The organism is Clostridium thermarum, from assembly GCF_006351925.1.
Classification (GTDB): domain Bacteria; phylum Bacillota; class Clostridia; order Clostridiales; family Clostridiaceae; genus Clostridium_AU; species Clostridium_AU thermarum.
On sequence record NZ_CP040924.1, the window covers coordinates 2,410,014 to 2,427,156 of the forward strand.

Annotated in this window: 15 protein-coding genes, 1 tRNA gene and 1 other annotated feature (1 of these 17 running past the window's edge); of the genes, 2 read left to right on the forward strand and 14 right to left on the reverse strand. The window is 35.4% G+C overall.

Annotation, left to right across the window (positions count from 1 at the left end; translation table 11 throughout):
• Positions 1-71: 71 nt before the first annotated feature.
• From FHY60_RS10845 to nth, 13 genes are all read right to left on the reverse strand, one after another.
• The gene (locus FHY60_RS10845; protein WP_139904994.1) at positions 72-1,130 is read right to left on the reverse strand and encodes an N-acetylmuramoyl-L-alanine amidase family protein; all 1,059 of its coding nucleotides are present in this window, start codon (positions 1,128-1,130) and stop codon (positions 72-74) included.
• Between the two features lie 143 nt (positions 1,131-1,273).
• Positions 1,274-2,407, reverse strand: coding sequence for an N-acetylglucosamine-6-phosphate deacetylase (gene nagA / locus FHY60_RS10850; protein WP_139904996.1), 1,134 nt, complete (start codon positions 2,405-2,407; stop codon positions 1,274-1,276).
• A gap of 109 nt (positions 2,408-2,516) precedes the next feature.
• Positions 2,517-2,599, reverse strand: a tRNA-Leu gene (locus tag FHY60_RS10855).
• A gap of 86 nt (positions 2,600-2,685) precedes the next feature.
• Entirely contained in the window at positions 2,686-2,871 is a 186-nt protein-coding gene (locus tag FHY60_RS18720; RefSeq protein ID WP_163215750.1) for a PRD domain-containing protein, read from the reverse strand.
• 8 nt (positions 2,872-2,879) lie between these two features.
• Entirely contained in the window at positions 2,880-5,084 is a 2,205-nt protein-coding gene (locus tag FHY60_RS10865) for a transglutaminase domain-containing protein (RefSeq protein ID WP_139904998.1), read from the reverse strand.
• Positions 5,085-5,109: 25 nt separating this feature from the next.
• On the reverse strand, positions 5,110-6,279 hold the full coding sequence (locus tag FHY60_RS10870) for a DUF58 domain-containing protein (protein ID WP_139905000.1): 1,170 nt from the start codon (positions 6,277-6,279) through the stop codon (positions 5,110-5,112).
• Position 6,280: 1 nt separating this feature from the next.
• Positions 6,281-7,222 (reverse strand): AAA family ATPase, encoded by a 942-nt coding sequence (locus tag FHY60_RS10875; RefSeq protein WP_139905002.1) that lies wholly within the window; start codon positions 7,220-7,222, stop codon positions 6,281-6,283.
• A gap of 201 nt (positions 7,223-7,423) precedes the next feature.
• On the reverse strand, positions 7,424-8,971 hold the full coding sequence (locus tag FHY60_RS10880) for a VanW family protein (protein ID WP_139905004.1): 1,548 nt from the start codon (positions 8,969-8,971) through the stop codon (positions 7,424-7,426).
• 181 nt (positions 8,972-9,152) lie between these two features.
• Positions 9,153-10,487, reverse strand: a complete 1,335-nt coding sequence (locus FHY60_RS10885; RefSeq protein ID WP_139905006.1) for a VanW family protein — start codon at positions 10,485-10,487, stop codon at positions 9,153-9,155.
• A gap of 116 nt (positions 10,488-10,603) precedes the next feature.
• The gene (locus FHY60_RS10890; RefSeq protein ID WP_180375395.1) at positions 10,604-11,344 is read right to left on the reverse strand and encodes a DNA alkylation repair protein; all 741 of its coding nucleotides are present in this window, start codon (positions 11,342-11,344) and stop codon (positions 10,604-10,606) included.
• A gap of 51 nt (positions 11,345-11,395) precedes the next feature.
• Positions 11,396-12,301 (reverse strand): D-alanine--D-alanine ligase, encoded by a 906-nt coding sequence (locus FHY60_RS10895; protein ID WP_139905009.1) that lies wholly within the window; start codon positions 12,299-12,301, stop codon positions 11,396-11,398.
• Positions 12,302-12,374: 73 nt separating this feature from the next.
• Positions 12,375-14,009 carry a phosphoenolpyruvate--protein phosphotransferase gene (gene ptsP, locus FHY60_RS10900; RefSeq protein WP_139905011.1) on the reverse strand — a complete coding sequence of 545 codons (1,635 nt, stop codon included), beginning with the start codon at positions 14,007-14,009 and terminating at the stop codon, positions 12,375-12,377.
• A gap of 88 nt (positions 14,010-14,097) precedes the next feature.
• Positions 14,098-14,733 (reverse strand): endonuclease III, encoded by a 636-nt coding sequence (nth, locus tag FHY60_RS10905; RefSeq protein ID WP_139905013.1) that lies wholly within the window; start codon positions 14,731-14,733, stop codon positions 14,098-14,100.
• Positions 14,734-14,984: 251 nt separating this feature from the next.
• Between nth and FHY60_RS10910 the strand changes: the two genes are divergently transcribed.
• The gene (locus FHY60_RS10910) at positions 14,985-16,097 is read left to right on the forward strand and encodes a sodium ion-translocating decarboxylase subunit beta (protein ID WP_139905015.1); all 1,113 of its coding nucleotides are present in this window, start codon (positions 14,985-14,987) and stop codon (positions 16,095-16,097) included.
• 42 nt (positions 16,098-16,139) lie between these two features.
• Positions 16,140-16,262 carry an OadG-related small transporter subunit gene (locus FHY60_RS18500; RefSeq protein WP_279230469.1) on the forward strand — a complete coding sequence of 41 codons (123 nt, stop codon included), beginning with the start codon at positions 16,140-16,142 and terminating at the stop codon, positions 16,260-16,262.
• A 23-nt stretch (positions 16,263-16,285) separates the two neighbouring features.
• Here FHY60_RS18500 and epsC read toward each other — a convergent pair whose 3' ends face one another.
• Positions 16,286-16,870: a serine O-acetyltransferase EpsC gene (epsC, locus tag FHY60_RS10915; protein WP_139905017.1), complete on the reverse strand. Its 585-nt coding sequence runs from the start codon at positions 16,868-16,870 to the stop codon at positions 16,286-16,288.
• 121 nt (positions 16,871-16,991) lie between these two features.
• Positions 16,992-17,143 (reverse strand) — a binding site (T-box leader); it runs 104 nt beyond the window's last position.

A 17,143-nucleotide genomic window follows, 5' to 3' on the forward strand; every position in this document is an offset into this window, starting at 1 on the left:
ATATAATATTAACTTATATAAATAAATTAGTAAAGCGCCACCTAGTTTATTCATTCCCATTATTGAATTTTCTATGGGTTGCTTTTTCGGCTTAGGAATTCAATTATTCCTTTAGAAATGTTTTTGGCCAAATTATTAAGGACTTCATTATTATTAAGTCTGGCCACGTCTTCCGGATTTGATGCAAATCCACACTCTACCAACACCGCCGGCATTGGATTATGTTTAATCACATAGAAGGCCTCTTCTTTGACTTGTCTGTCATTCCAACCATCTGTACTTATGATATGTTTTTGAATAGCTTTTGCCAAGGCCATACTTTCTGTGGATACTGCATTTTCCTTAGAATAATAGGCGCTTAAACCGTTATACTTACTGCTTTCGTCATAGGAATTAATATGAATTGACACAAAGACATCCGGATCCTTGCTTTTAGTATAATCTACTACATCCGAGAGCTTATTTAAAGTATCATCATCTCTTGAAAGTGACACCTCAATTCCATTAAATATAAGCTCCTGCCGCATTTCCTTAGATATTTTTAAGTTAATATCCTTTTCCACAAAGCTTTTGTCATAGGCCTCTGTACCAGGGTCTACGCCTCCATGTCCAGGGTCTATAACCGCAGAATTTTTAAAAGGCTCCTTTTCCTTGCTTACCAATACTATCAAAGAGCTGGTTAGTTCATTTAAAAATACAAAATTGTTATTCTCGAAGTTCTTTTTCACTACCAATGCGTCTTTACCTTCAACCTCAGCAAGAAATATATCCTCATCCTGTTCTTGAAAGCTTCCTTGGTCTAGCTTATGGCTGTTGGGGTCTTTTAAAAATATATAAATGTAACTTTCATTTTGATCATCATCAATGTAATCCTCTCTATTCATTAATTCAATAACATATTTTTTGAAATGAGAGTTCTCTTCCTTAGAAATATTACCGTTTTCTTTGATCTCAATAGATTTTCCTACCATCAGATTATTAGATAGGGTTTCCTTAATGACACTTTTCTCCTCTGCTGCTTTTTCAGGTGAAACCAGATTGACTATAAACTTACCGATAGAAAAAAGAATAATGGCAAATAAAAATATTGAAGTAATGAATCTAAAAGGTTTTTTAACTCTTTTTCTCATGTTAGCAACCACTTTCTATTTAGAATGTGAAACAAATATACTACATAAATTAGTACGTTTAATTTCTCAAATAGTTCTTTTTTATTTCTATTCTAACATGGAAATGTATACTTTGAACATAGAAAATAAATGGAATATTTTTCTTACAAAACAACTTCTCTCCCAGAAATAAAAACCTTCTTTATATTGATATCTTTATCGAAAAGCACAAGATCAGCATCAAAGCCTTCCTTTATACTTCCCTTCTTGTGTTGAACATTGCAATGTCTTGCAGCATTGTAAGTAACCATTTTTATAATTTCATGAAGTGGGTAGGATGTATATTTTACCACATTTCTAACTGCTGCATCCTGAGTTAGTACAGATCCAGCTAAGGCTCCACTCTCAAGTCTAGCAGAGCTTCCGTCTACAAGGACCTTCTGTCCCCCTAAAGAGTAAGTACCAGCCTTCATGCAGCATGCCATCATAGCGTCTGTCACCAGTAAAACTTTATCCGTAGATTTTTGCTTAAGTGCTATTCTTACTACAGGAAAATCCACATGGATTCCATCACATATAATTTCAGTAGTTATGTCGCTGTCAAATATGGCGCCTACCACACCACCCTCCCTATGGTGAAGTAATTTCATTGCATTAAAAAGATGGGTAGAATGAGAAATTCCCCAATCAATCCCCTTCATTGCTTCACCATAAGTTGCATCAGAATGACCAATTGAAGACACGATACCCTTTTCATTCAAAAATTTTATGAGCATTTCTGATCCATTAATTTCAGGAGCAATGGTGACTTCTTTAATATATTCTAAGTATTCTCCTGCAAAATCCATAAAGTTCTCTATAGAAGATTCAGCGATGAACTTTGGATTTTGTGCTCCAATCATTTTAGGACTTATAAATGGTCCTTCCAAATGCGCTCCTAAAACCAAAGCCCCCTCTGTCCCTCTTTCTACCGCTTCTTTCACAGAACTTAGAGCTTTCTTGATATCATCAAAACTGCAAGTCATAGTGGTGGCTAAAAAGGCTGTAGTACCGTGGACAGCCACTGCTTTTGAAATGGAATTTAAAGCATCGTAGGAACCATCCATTGTATCAAAACCCCCGGCCCCATGTATATGTGTATCAATAAATCCGGGTGAGAGAAACAGATCTTCTCCATCATAAATACTGTCCTCAACTTTAAGGTCCTTTCCTATTTTGCATATAAGGCCGTCCTTTACCCAAACATCAGCCTTCTCAACTCTGTCTAAGAAGATAACTTGACAATTTTTTATTAACATAATATCACCTACACTTAAAGTTAATTATATATTCAATATTTAATAATTTAAATATAAAATAAAAAATACCGACATTTTTAGTTTTTCTAAAAATGTCGGTATTTTTTATTGGTGCGGATAACAGGAGTCGAACCTGCACGGTTTCCCGCTAGAACCTGAATCTAGTGCGTCTGCCAATTCCGCCATATCCGCATACCTTAAGGTACTCACCAGAACTTAATTAAAAAGCCATTAGGAAAGTACCTGCATTTATTATTATAAACCATTTATTTTTTATGTCAAGGTATTATTATTTTTTTGTCAAGCTCCACTTTTAGTTTTTCAATATATATAGCTAAATAACCAACTTCATCCTTTGCTCCTCTTACATGCAGTTCTTCTTCTGTAAGCTTGCATACTTTCTCGGCAAACTTATAGAATTCGTGATTGCGGTGAAATGGCCGGTAATGAAGAAGCTGCGGCACTGCTATTACTAAAACAACTTTTTAAGATAGTAAGTAAGTATACCATCCTTTTTTCTCAGATATTTCTCGAAATCGCAGTATATTTTTCGCTTTTCAATTTTATCGTCCTTAATACCTCCATAATATTCTTCGTAAACTTTTTTAGTAAGTGGCTTAAGTATATCTTTAAGTTCCATCTCACTATGAGCAGCAAATTCTTTTTCTGTCTCATCAATGCGTTTTGTTATGTTATATCTTTTTAACCTTTTAATTATATAGTTATATAGGGGAATTACACTTTCACTCTTCAACATTTTTTTCCTCTTCCTTGCAGTCACTACAAAATATGAACTCATTATTAATACTGCAAGTGCTGTAAGCTCAACATACAATAAGCTTCTGTTATATACTATATCAAGGCCTTTATCCTCATCACTTTCCTCTTTATCATCATCCGCCTCTTCAATTTCCTCAGCATTGTTGGGCCTATCGGGGTTGACATTCGGTAAAGGATTTGTAGTACTTTCCTCTTGCTTTTTTTCCTCTTCAATGATTATGTTATTCTCCAACGCCGTAGGTGAACAGTCGCTTATTGCCCACAAATCATCAGACACAAGGTATTCAACCCAAGCGTGGGCAGTATCATTGGTTACTGCATATACATTGCCAGTCTTAGAAGTTTCACTCATTTTGTAGCCTTCCACGTACCGTGCCGGTATTCCGGCTATTCTATACATTACTGTCAGTGCTGTTGCAAAATAAACACAATATCCCTTTGGATCCTCAAAAAGAAAATAATCAACAAAATCTCTTCCCTCAGGAAGTACTGAAGCATCTAAAGTGTAACTATAATTGTTTGATAGATAGTCTCTTAATTTTTCCACCTTTTCTTGATTGTTATTACAATCTTTAACAAGATCATATACAAGTTCAACAGTTCTGGTTGTTATTCCCTCTGGAAGTTGTAAGTATCTACTGTATTTGTCATTGTACCCATAGTACACAGTATAATAATCCAGCATTTCAATTTTATATTCCACATCATAATACTCTATGGTGTAAGGTTTACTAATATATGAGCCCGTTACAAATGTTGAATTTTCTTCATTAATAAATATTTCACCTTCGTAATCTTTAATCCTGTTGGTATAGATGGGAACCATAAAGGAAGAACTTCTTAATTTCTCAGGAAAAATTTTTATTTCCTTCAATTTATTTTCTGGATAAATTATATTTCCTATATCGTTGTTCCTTGCTTCATCTATGGCAGGATTAATCCCCTTCTGTAATTCCGTAAGTTCGTCAGTAGTTTTCTCCCATGAATATCCCGTATACTCATCCCTTACATCTCCCTTAAGATAAAGAGCTTTATCACTTACCACCCTAAATGCAACTTGATTATCCAGCCTTATAGGTCCTCCAAGCCTATTCTCAGTATTGTTGTAACCAGTATATTGCAGGCCAAAAATACCAGATTTAGCTGCTTCACTGCCTCTGCTCTGAGCTTTACCATACTCATTTTCTAATATCTGAAAAATAGAAAGTTCATCTTTCCCTTTTATATCTTGAGGCAATGGCAATACTACAATACCTGCTATTAAAGCAAATACAATTACATTAATGATTACTCTTGTTCCATTGATAGATGAATATATGCCCTTCTTTTGTAATTCTAATAACACCTTTTTATAGTTATTTACCATATAGGTAACTATAGCAATAATTATAAAGGGTATGATGAGCATTTTTATCTCATCAAAATACTCAAGATACCAAAAGAATATCATTACAGCCACGGTAAGCAGAAGTACTCCTTCTGTCATATTGTTGTAATAAAAGAAAAAGAGTATGAATACTACAATGGGCAGAATTACTGTTATTACCGGTTTGAACTGATAAAAATAAGTAGCTTCGGCATTTAGAAGTTGATTATTGATATCATCTATATTAGCTATGATATCATCATTGATAAATTCTGCAATTTTATCTTTATAAAAATATGCCAGTATAAGGGCACATATTATTGCTAGTAAGAAAACAACTATCCTTTGCCACTTTCTGTGGAGCAGGCCGTTATAAACCCAGTAAATAACCATTAGCCCCAAATACAGAAGGGTAACGTACAGATAATTGAAATTTTCGATTTCATAGCAAACGTCAGCAACAACAAATAAAAACATTATATTTATATAATGCAGCAGAATACCTGTTTTTTTCTCTTTAAACCATTCCATTTAATCACACCCTGTCAAAGTAAAGTTACAGCTGCTGATTGTACTTAATTATTTCCGACACATCTATAACCTTTACTCCTAACTTTCTTAATTTTACAATGTTTACACCATCTATATCTTCTACCTGATTGAAGAAAATAATTAAATTCTTTTTCTTCTCCTCCAGCCTCATAGCAAATTCCAGCAAGCTCTTATCCACTCTCGAGGTTATAAAGGCTATATTGTTCATCGAGGGATCATTGGCCTTATATATCCTTAAAAACTGTACAAATGGTACAACGCTATCACTTTTATTTACGAGAAAATAATCCATTAGTTGTTCAAAATCTCTTTTCTCCTTTATGTCAAATTTTCTTGGATTGGCAGAATTAATGAAAAGCTTGGATACTATTTGCATCTTCGCTAAGTAGTGGACTATAGAGATACAAGTATCTATTAATTGTTCTTCTGAAACACCTGTGCTGTCATATCTATAGTTGCTAACATGCATATCAAGAAATATGTTAAATTCTTCCCCAACCACTATTTCATGGTTTCTCACATATAGATCATTATACTTAGCGCTAACTTTCCAATTTATTCGTTTAAGACTGTCTCCTTCACGGTATTTCCTATTGTCCCGTATTGTATAGGGATCATCAATACCGGAGGAACTTATCCTATAATTATTAAAGAGATTTAACCCCTGAAAAATACTTGAATTCACTGGAACGATTCTAGGATAAACATGAACCAATGCCTTTGTACTATAGTTTTTTCGGCTCTCAATAATTGCTGCAGTGTCTTTGAACCTAGCTTCTGTATTGCCAAAATCATAAACTCCTCTATTTCTAAAGTGAACCTCATATCTGAGTTTCTTTGTGCTGAAGCTTCCAATATTCACGGCGTCTCCATTATATCTTGAGCTCATCTCTTTTAGTGCGGAATTAACTACAATAAGATAAGAAATGGGAAGAATTCCTCTGTTATTTAATACTACATCAAATTTCCCAGCCTGACCTGAACTGTATATATTTTTCTCAAAGAATATGTCTATGTTAAGATATCTTCTGTTGAAAATAATAACGCATAGTGCCAATAGAGTCACTGCGGCAAAGGTATAAAATATTCTGTAGAAGAGAGGGCCACCTTCAATATAAGCTAAAATAAAAAATAGGATGGACAATATAACAAACTTAATTTTAATCTTGAACATTTTAGTTCACCCTTGGTACAGGAACGTATTTTAAAATATCGCTAATAATTTTTTCACTGGTAAGATTCTTTGCTCTTGCCTCCGCTGAAGGAGTCAATCTGTGTGCCAGCACTAAAACAGCATTATTTTTAACATCCTCCGGAATAACATAATTCCTGCCTTCTATCACAGCTGTAGCCTGAGCAACTCTCAATAGAGCCAAGGCAGCTCTTGTGCTCATGCCCAAGTTCAAGAAGGCTGAATTTCTGGTGAAGTCAGCAATGTTAACAATATAGTTATTTATGGCTTCTGCCACCATAACATCCCTGCAAATATTCTGAAGCATTAAAATATCCTCTGAATTGGCGGCAGGTTGTAGCTCTTCTATTGGTTTCCTATTTCTATATATAGACAAGATCTTTGCCTCTGAAACTTTATCCGGATACCCTATGGATACCTTCATCATGAATCGGTCTAATTGAGCCTCTGGAAGGGTAAAAGTACCTTCATACTCTATAGGATTTTGAGTGGCAAGTACAAAAAATGGCTGATCTAACTTATATGTATGAACGCTTTCAGATACCTGGTTCTCCTCCATTACCTCCAACAGCGCTGATTGGGTTTTAGGTGAGGTCCTGTTTATTTCATCTGCTAAAACAATATTTGCAAAAATTGGTCCTTTTCTAAACTCGAACTGCATTTCTTTTTGATTAAATATTGATATTCCTGTAATATCTGAAGGCAGCAAGTCAGGTGTGAATTGGATTCTGCTGTAGGATAAATTTATAGATTTTGCAAGGGCCTTAACTAAAGTTGTCTTTCCAACACCGGGTACATCTTCTATCAAGATATGGCCTCCGGCAATTATGGCTTTTAAAATATTTACTATAGATTCTCTTTTACCCACTATTACCTGCTCTATGTTAGACAATATCCCCTGTATGGTTTCTGATGTTTCCTTCATATAACTCTCTCCTTTGATAGTTCTTATATATTAAGACGGGTATCAACATTATAACATAAGTAACACTTATCTTTATAGTTTTTTCACATTTTTTGAATTTTAATCCACTTGTAAATTTTTTTATAGTTTTTCCTAATACATAAATATTTCATATACCATCCTGAGTTTGTAAAAAAACAGGCAGTTACTGCCTGTTTTATACTAGATATTTGATTCTTCAGGATTTGTATTTTCCGGAATTGTTGCTTCTTGTTCTGATGCCTCGGAAGGATTAGATTCAGGTTCTGAACTTTCTGGTTTTGTGGTTACAGGAGCTGTATTTTGTGATGAAGTAGCCGCCTGATTATTTGTAGTCTCAGGCTTTACTGCTGTTTCAACCTTTTTAGTTCCCACCTTAACAATACCTTCTACCGGCCTATAGTAATCATCTGAAATCAAATCCTGCTTTATAAGCTTTCCATTTTCATAAGTATTTCTGTAAACTCTAACCTTAATACCGGTTTGAGCCTGTTGAACTATTTCTTTTTTACCCTCAGGCATATTGGGATCTTCAATTGTTTTTGTAGTAGTCTCTACGGTTTTGTAAACTTGATTCACTACATCATACTGTCTTGAGGTTAGGCTCTTGTTAGAATAAATATTAAAATGAACTGCCTTGTTTTGAACGTAACCTTCAATATAGATTGGGTATTCCAGAGTATTAGTAAACTTATAATCCAAGTTTCCCCAATCTACCGTTGCATCTAAACCATAAGCAACATATGATGAAGTAAGAGTATGATGATATCTTTCCGTAGAATTTATGTTTGCTCTTAAAACAGCATTATATAAGGTTGAAGATACCTGACATATACCTCCGCCTAAGCCTGACTCTATTTTATTCCCTATAATTACGCCAGCCTCCTGATATCCTCTTGCCTTAGTTCTTTCACCTACAGTTTCATTAAAACTAAAGCTATCCCCTGGCATTAAGAGGAGCTTGTCTATTGACTTTGTTGCCAGTTCAATATTAGTGGACCTGGCCCAGGTAGAGGTCTTATAGTCAGTGCTATATGAAGCTATTAATGTATCAACTGTAGAAAGCTTTTCTTCTGTCTTATGTGCGGTAAGTGTTTCCACAGGTGCTTCTATAGTAATATCATTTCCTAAATCTCCATTTATACTGTTTATTATGTCCTCCTTAAGCTTGTCTGATAGAAGCATGTACCCTTTAATGTCAGGAGTAACTTTGAATTTACCTCTTGAGACCATTTCTAATGAACCATCAACCGGATCCTTGTTAATATCCTTCTCCATGGCAGCAATCAAATTTCCTACGGCTGTATCATCATATGTAAAGGAAAGCTCGTACTCTTTGTTAATACCATTTTTAATTGTATTATTTTTTTGAAAAATTGATAAATCTTTACCATAGCTAAAGACTTCCTCAACAATCTCTTCTATATTATAACGGGCATTTAATTCATCATAGCCTATTGAGTAGGTCTTGTCTAAATATTTGATATCAATTTTCTTTTTTACAATAACATCTCCATATCTTTCCTTCAATAGGGCTATTGCCTCAGTTTTGGTTTTGCCACCAACCTCAATTCCCATAATCTTAACCCCAGGATAGATAAAATTATCCCAGGAACTATTGATTTTATATACATATCCTGTATAGGCGGCACCGCCGCTCAATGCGAGTACCGCGAATACTGACAGCATAATAACAAAATTCCTTTTTGTCTTTTTCTTCTTTTTCTTCATTTAGTATCTCCTCTCTACCCGCAAAATAATTATACTACATTTATATACGATTTAAAATATCCATCGTGCTTAAATTTAACGACGGACTAGAAAAAAAGACATTTTAAGCTCAATTTTCTTATCAATGATGGCTCTCTATGAGTTTTCAGCTTAAGAAATATCTACATTTTTCACAGCCACCTTAGGCACCGACATTATATATTCCGTCTACCTTTTTATAGTTATCCCTAGAGAGAAGTTCTCTTTTTATTTCTTTACCATTTTTGTAGGCAACAAGATAAACCTTAACCTTATATCCTGCTATCGGATCCTGTACTTTTTCTATAGTTCCTTTTGGTAATGTGTCTACTTGTTTATATATTATCTCAGGTTCAATAACCTCAACTATTTCATTTTGAAGTTTATATTTTATCTCAGTTACAGATGAGTTTGAATATATGTTAAAGGTAATACTGCCATTACCTGCTTTACTTTCTATATATAAAGGATACTTTAAGGTATTCTTAAATTTAAAATCAATATATTCCGCAACTGTAGCGTCATATCCCAGACCAATATAAGCCGGTGCCAGGGAATGATTCCTTCTTTCCAAGGGTTTTATTCCCAACTTTATTATTGAGTTATATAAGGTAGTAGATACCTGACATACCCCTCCTGCCACACCATCAACTAATTTTCCTTTAATGATAACTGGTGCCCCCTTAAATCCATTTTCTAAAGTTCTAGCACCGGTTTCTTTGTTAAAGCTAAACTCTTCGCCGGACATCAGTAATTTGCCATTCAGTTTCGCTGCTGCAATAGCAATGTTTTCTGCTCTTCCAACGGATGCAGTTGAATAGTGAGTAGTAAAAGTGGATACTAAAGAATCTATGGCGCTTATTTCCGCTTCTGTTATTGTGGGCTTTTCATTACCAACAGTTATGTTAATGGTTAAACTATCCGGCGAATCATAGCTTATACTGTTGACTATGTCATTATATAGCTTGTTCTCATCTACCTTCTTACCAATAACTTCCTTCACTATGGAGGGCTTTCCTCTATTTATTTTACTTATTGAGGCATTAACCGGTGGACGATTTATGTCCTGCTTCACCTTTTCAACAAATTGCTTTATATTATCTGCATTATACTTTAAAACCACTTCATATCTATTTTCTTTTTGAGCCCTCAAAGTAGATAGCTTCCCTAACATATTATTATCTTTGCCATATTTAAAAGCAGTATTTATTGTATTATCCAGCTCCATTTCTACCTGGAGGTCATCATAGGTCAAATTATATTCCTTTTGGTCGTAAATAACATGGATGTTTCGGGAGCATAGTTTCTTATTATAATTGATTAACGCTGATTTTGCTTCAGCGATAGTTAGACCTGAAATGTTGGTATCTCCAATAAAAGTATTTGGATATACCTTATCATCCCATTTAGAGACATAATAATAGATATAGCCGAAGGCTGTCACAATAATTATAAACAGCATAATAGGAAAAATGAATAATTGCTTTTTATTTTTCATGTTGACGCCTCCTTTTAAAATTCTATTTAGTTATTGGCTATAGTATATTATCCGTAATTTCCCCCTTCTTTATTACCATAAATAAAAAAATAGGAGTATACTGCTCCTATTTTCTTCTAGTTCTTTTTTCTTCTAAGTTTTTTTATTTCTTCCTTCTCTACCGCAGTTACCCTTAGGGATTCCACTATCTTTTGAATAGACTTGTTAATACACCAATCATTCAAATATCCTTTGGAAATAAAATCTTTTGTTTTATTCTTATCTACCAAGTAACAGCTGCTCACCAACCAGGCAACTGCCATATTGACATAGTAGTCCTGACAGTTATTTATGGATTTGATATTTTCGAAAATACTCTCCAAATATTGCTCTTCCGTAAAATAATTATTTAGTACTACCAGAGCAAATCTTACCGCCCAAGGATTCTCGGTCTCCAAATATCTTGGCAGCATTTGAAAAAAAATCTCTTTGTTCTTTTCTACCAGGGTCTTTATATTTGTAGCAAAACTATCACATAAGGCCCAGTTGTTAATTTTTAACATATAGTAATCTATGCTATTGAACATGTCAGAGGGACTTTTAAACTCTATCTTACTAAAAAGAATACTTTGCAATAATTTTTCTTCGTAGGATTGACCACTGGAAACATAATTATAAAAGTCCTCCAAGTGTTTATTTTTCTCCAGATGCTTTGCCATTTTTCGCAGTATTGGCATACGTACATAATAACTAAAGCCTAAATTAGGTATTACTTTTTGATTAAACTTGGCGTACTCCTCATCAGATTGTGACTTTAGCAGGTCTATAAAGGTCTTATAGGTTTGAGAGTTCCACTCTACCATTTTTAGCTCTTCCATGTTCATATACTTTCACCGCTTCTCTTTAGGGCTTAGGCCCAATTGCATATTTTATTTTTGTCTTTCTTTTATAGATAATTGTATTATGTTATCCAGCAGATCACTAAAACTCATGCCTACTGCAGCAGCACTTTTGGGGAAGAGACTGTTCTTAGTCATTCCGGGAAGTGTGTTGATTTCCAGTACATATGGTTCTCCATCTTGAATTAGCATATCAACTCTTGCATAAACACTGCATTTTAAGCTTCTCCAACAGCTTAACGCCATGGCCTCAACTTTATTATGGAGCTCCGGCTGAAGTTCAACTATTACTTCCTCAGCTCCACCATCAGAGTATTTTGATGTAAAATCAAAGAAGGAGCTTTTGGGCCTTATGGCAATAACGGGAAGCATTTTTCCATCTAATATGCAGCAGGTAATTTCATCACCTTTTATATATTTTTCCACCATTACCTCATTATCATACTTCAAAGCCTCATCAATAAGATTTACTAATTCCTCTCTATTTCTTACAATTCCCGTAGCCACTGATGACCCGCCACTATTGGGCTTTACTACCAATGGATAGCCAATAGTCTCTACGGCATTCACATCTATCTCTTCGCCCTTCTTTACCATAACCCAATCCGCAGTATTAATTCCGTTGGCTATCAGAACCTTCTTTGTCATATCCTTATCCATACAAAGGGCACTGCTTAAGGCATTGCAGCCTGAATACGGAATATCCAAGGTCTGCAAAACTGACTGTACTGTACCGTCTTCACCAAACTTACCATGAAGGGCCAGCAGGGCAAAATCCAAATCCTTAACCTTATCAAAAATATCAGTCTTTTTATCAATTATAATCGACTGAACCTGGTATCTTTCCTTGTCTAAATTATTTACTATTTCTTTTCCTGTATTAAGTGAAATGTCTCTTTCCGAAGAAATCCCACCCATAATAACTCCGACTTTCATTTTTGACCTCCATATAAAAATTTAATACACATTTCAGTATAAGCTCATTATATAAAAAAGTGAATACTTTAGCTTAGGTGTTCTTTGATTCCATATGGTCTAAAATAATTTGCTTTGTTCTTAAAATAGATACTGGATTCATAGAAAACTCATCCAAACCATAAGAAAGCAGCAGTGGTATTGCACTCTCATCTGCGGCCATCTCACCACACATTCCACACCACTTTCCAGACTTATGAGCAGCTTCTATAGTCATTTTTATTAGTCTCAATACAGCCGGATCCATAGTATTATACAGATGGGATATTTTTTCGTTTGTCCTATCTACCGCTAGAGTATACTGTATCAGGTCATTTGTACCAATACTAAAAAAGTCTACAAGCTTTGCAAATTCATCCGCCAGCACCGCTGCAGAAGGAACTTCAACCATCATGCCTGTTTCAATATTCTCATTGTAGTTGTAACCTTCTTGTTTTAGGTCCATCATACATTCCAGTAAAAGGTTCTTCGCTTCAATAAACTCTTCAAGGGTAGAAATCATAGGGAACATAACTTTTAGGTTTCCATAATAAGAAGCCCTTAATATAGCTCTCAGTTGAGTCTTAAACATATCCTTTCTATCCAAACACAGTCTTATAGCTCTATAGCCCAAAAAAGGATTCATCTCAATGGGTGTACTTAAATAAGGCAGTCCCTTGTCTCCTCCGATATCTAAGGTTCTTATGATGACAGGCTTTTGCTCCATCTTTAAGACCAGCTTCTTATATACTTCAAACTGTTCTTCTTCATCCGGCATTGTATTTCTATCCATATATAAAAATTCCGTCCTAAAAAGTCCAATGCCGTCAGCACCATATTCGAGTACCTTTTCCAGTTCCGCCAGAGATCCGATGTTAGCAGAAATTTCAATATACTTACCCTCTTTAGTAATAATCTTCCTGCCTATGAGCTCCCTTAATTTGCTCTTGCCTGCTTCAAACTCCGCCTGCTTTGCCCTATACTCCTGGATTACAGGCTCCTCTGGATTTATTATTACCTCACCGGTAATGCCATCAACAATTACCATGTCACCGTTTTTAACCCTTGAAGTGATATCTTGAAGCCCTACCACCGCCGGTATTTCTAGAGCCCTGGCCATAATTGCGGTATGAGAAGTTAGACCACCTATATCTGTTATAAAAGCTGCTACGTTATTTTTATCAAGCTGAGCTGTGTCTGAAGGAGTAAGATCATGAGCAACAATCACAGTGTTTTCCCTAATATGGGTCAACGGATTGTTGAAATTTCCTGTTAGATTCATTATAATTCTGTTACCTATATCCTTTATGTCTACGGATCTTTCTTTCAAATATTGATCCTCAATTCCAGTCATAATGTCAATGTAAGTATTCATAATATCATTTATGGCATTTTCTGCCCTTTTACATGAAATTATTATTTCTTTTTCTGCAGCACCTACAAATTCTGGGTCTTCCAAGAGAGTCAGATGACTGTCAAACACCTGTGCCTGACTTTCACCTATTTCTTTAGCCACCTTCTCTCTGAGTTCTTCAAGCTGCTTTTTTGACACTTCTACTGCCCTTTTCAGCCTTTCCAACTCTTGACCTAAATTTATATTGCAGTTATCCTGAACATTTACTGCTTGCTCTTCCTTTAATAAAACATAACCTATGGAGTATCCCCATGAGGCTGATATTCCCTTCATCATAAAGCACCTCACCGAATTATATAATTAAGCTTTAAGTCATTTATCTATATGATATGACAACATCATTCTAATTACAATGGTTTACTACTTATTTGTTTGTCTTACTATAAAATTCGCAATATGGCGCTAAACTGCATTCTTCACATTTTGGCTTTCTTGCATTGCATACTTTTCTTCCATGCCAGATTATATAATGATGGGCATCACTCCACATTTCCCGGGGAATATTTTTCATAAGCCCCTGTTCTACTTCATCAGGGGTTTTCCCCTTTGCAAGACCAAGTCTGTTTGAAACCCTAAATACGTGTGTGTCCACAGCTATGGCAGGTACTCCAAAGGCATTTGACATGACAACATTAGCTGTCTTCCTACCTACTCCCGGCAGTGCCACTAAGTCATCAAAATTTCTCGGCACCTCTCCACCATGCTTTGTCAATATTTCTCTAGTGGCTGCAATAATATTTTTACTTTTATTATTATAAAAACCACAGCTTTTTATTTTTTCACCCAATTGTTCTTCCGTAAGCTCCGCCATCTTCTCCGGTGTATTATAAACTTTAAATAATTTCTCCGTAACCATATTTACTCTTTCGTCTGTACACTGTGCAGACAAAATGGTTGCAACCAATAATTCATAGGGGCTTCTAAAGTTGAGGGCACATTTTGCCCCGGCATATTCCTTACTTAGGATGTCCAGTATAGCATTTATTTTTTTCTTGTGCATTCGTTTCACCTTTTCAACAAAATTTTGACATATATTTTTTATTATTATAGAATATATAAGGAGCTTAATAAAGGGGAGTAACTACCGATTTTTTCGGGAATAATATCAACAGTCAGCAATAATGCCTGGTATATTCTTAAAAAGTGAGACCTTTGGCAGGGCATTGGCCTGCTAATGGTCTTTATTATTAAAATATATATATATATTCAAAAGATATGTGGTTAAAAATCACATACAAAGGAGGAATAATAATGGATATTTTACTTAAAGGCATCCATGCCATAACATGGCAGCAAGCAGTAATGATTATTATTGGCAGTGTTCTGATCTATCTTGCAATAGCAAAAGACTTTGAACCCGCTTTGCTGCTTCCTATGGGCTTTGGTGCAATCCTTGTTAACATACCCTTTTCCGGTGCCATTGGAGAACATGGTATACTGGACATACTCTTTAACAATGGAATTGCCTACGGCGAAATCTTTCCCTTACTAATATTTATTGGTATCGGAGCCATGATTGATTTTGGTCCTTTGCTGCAAAACCCCTTTATGCTTTTATTTGGAGCTGCCGCTCAATTTGGTATCTTCTTCACTATAGCTCTAGCCTCCCTTTTTGGCTACAATTTAAAAGATGCTGCCTCCATAGGGATTATCGGTGCTGCAGATGGACCAACCTCAATATTTGTAGCAACCAGATTCGCTTCAAAATACCTAGGAGCAATAACGGTAGCTGCCTATTCATACATGGCCTTAGTTCCTATCATTCAACCCTTTGCCATTAAGTTAGTAACTACCAGGAAAGAAAGGCAAATACGAATGAAGTATAAGTCTTCCAATGTATCTAAAACTACAAAAATTTTATTTCCAATAATTATAACGGTTATTGCCGGTCTTGTTGCTCCGGATTCTGTATCATTAATCGGTTTCTTAATGTTTGGTAATCTCCTGAGAGAATGTGGTGTATTGGATAGATTATCACAAACCGCTCAAAATGAGCTTGTTAACATAGTTACCATATTGCTGGGAATATCTATAGCCTCCACCATGAAGGCTAAGAACTTTGTAACTTGGGATACTATTACAGTTATAGCTTTGGGACTTGCAGCCTTTGTATTTGATACTATCGGCGGAGTTTTATTTGCAAAATTCTTAAACTTGTTTAGAAGAGAAAAAATAAATCCAATGATAGGTGCCGCCGGAATTTCTGCCTTTCCTATGTCCTCTAGAGTTATTCAAAAGATGGCTCAAAAGGAAGATAACCAGAATTTCATACTTATGTTTGCCGTTGGTGCAAACGTTGCAGGACAAATAGCTTCCGTTATCGCCGGCGGTTTAATACTTGCCTTGGTGCCTGCACTGCTGTAGTCCTATCACACAGAAAACTTACAAGGGGTGATTCACATGAATATGGAACTTTTTAAAAAGTCACTTGAGTTAATGGTATTTGGTATGGCAGGTATTTTTGCAGTAACCTTTATTATATATTTAACAATCAAACTATTACATAGACTTTTCCCTCAAAAAGACTAAAAAGTTGGCAATGCCAACTTTTTTTATATAACCATCTCATTAAATATTATTCTTTTCTTGCCTTGGTAGTCTTTTATCTCAATAATACTAGCCGGTCTTTTAAGAAGTATCCTTGCGGGACTCCCTACAGCTGTAGCATTTGCAGGTACATCAGTTAAAACTACGGTGTTAGCCCCAATCTTTGCTGAGTTTCCTATTTTTATGGGTCCCAATACTTTTGCACCGGCGCCGATTATTACATTATCACCGACGGTGGGGTGTCTTTTGCCCTTATCTTTTCCAGTTCCACCTAAAGTTACTCCATGATATATGGTTACGTTATCTCCTATTTCTGTAGTTTCACCGATAACAACCCCCATGCCATGATCGATGAAAAGTCCTTTGCCTATTTTTGCACCGGGGTGAATTTCTATACCGGTAAGAAATCTCGCCAGTTGAGAGATCAGCCTCGCCAGGAAAAATAATTTTCTCTTGTAAAGACCATGTGCTGTTCTATAAAATATCATCACATGTATGGAAGGATACAGCAGCAGCACTTCCAAAGCACTTCTTGCAGCTGGATCATTATTCATAATATTTTTTATATCGTATCGTATATTTTTAAACATATCCTCACCCCCGAATAGAATTCAGATTATAGCAATTTATAAGTTATATAGCTATGTACTATATCTCCAATTTATGCCCCCACAGGGTATATTCACCGTCAATAAAAAACTTCGCCTCAATGCTAGAGACGAAGTGTATACTCCGCGGTTCCACCCTAATTAGATAAGAATCTCCCTCAGTTCGAGTACAAGCTCTAAGTAACATAAAAGCTTCTGATATACTCTATCACTATAACGGGCGAACCCGGTGGTCCCTACTTAATTCGGTACACT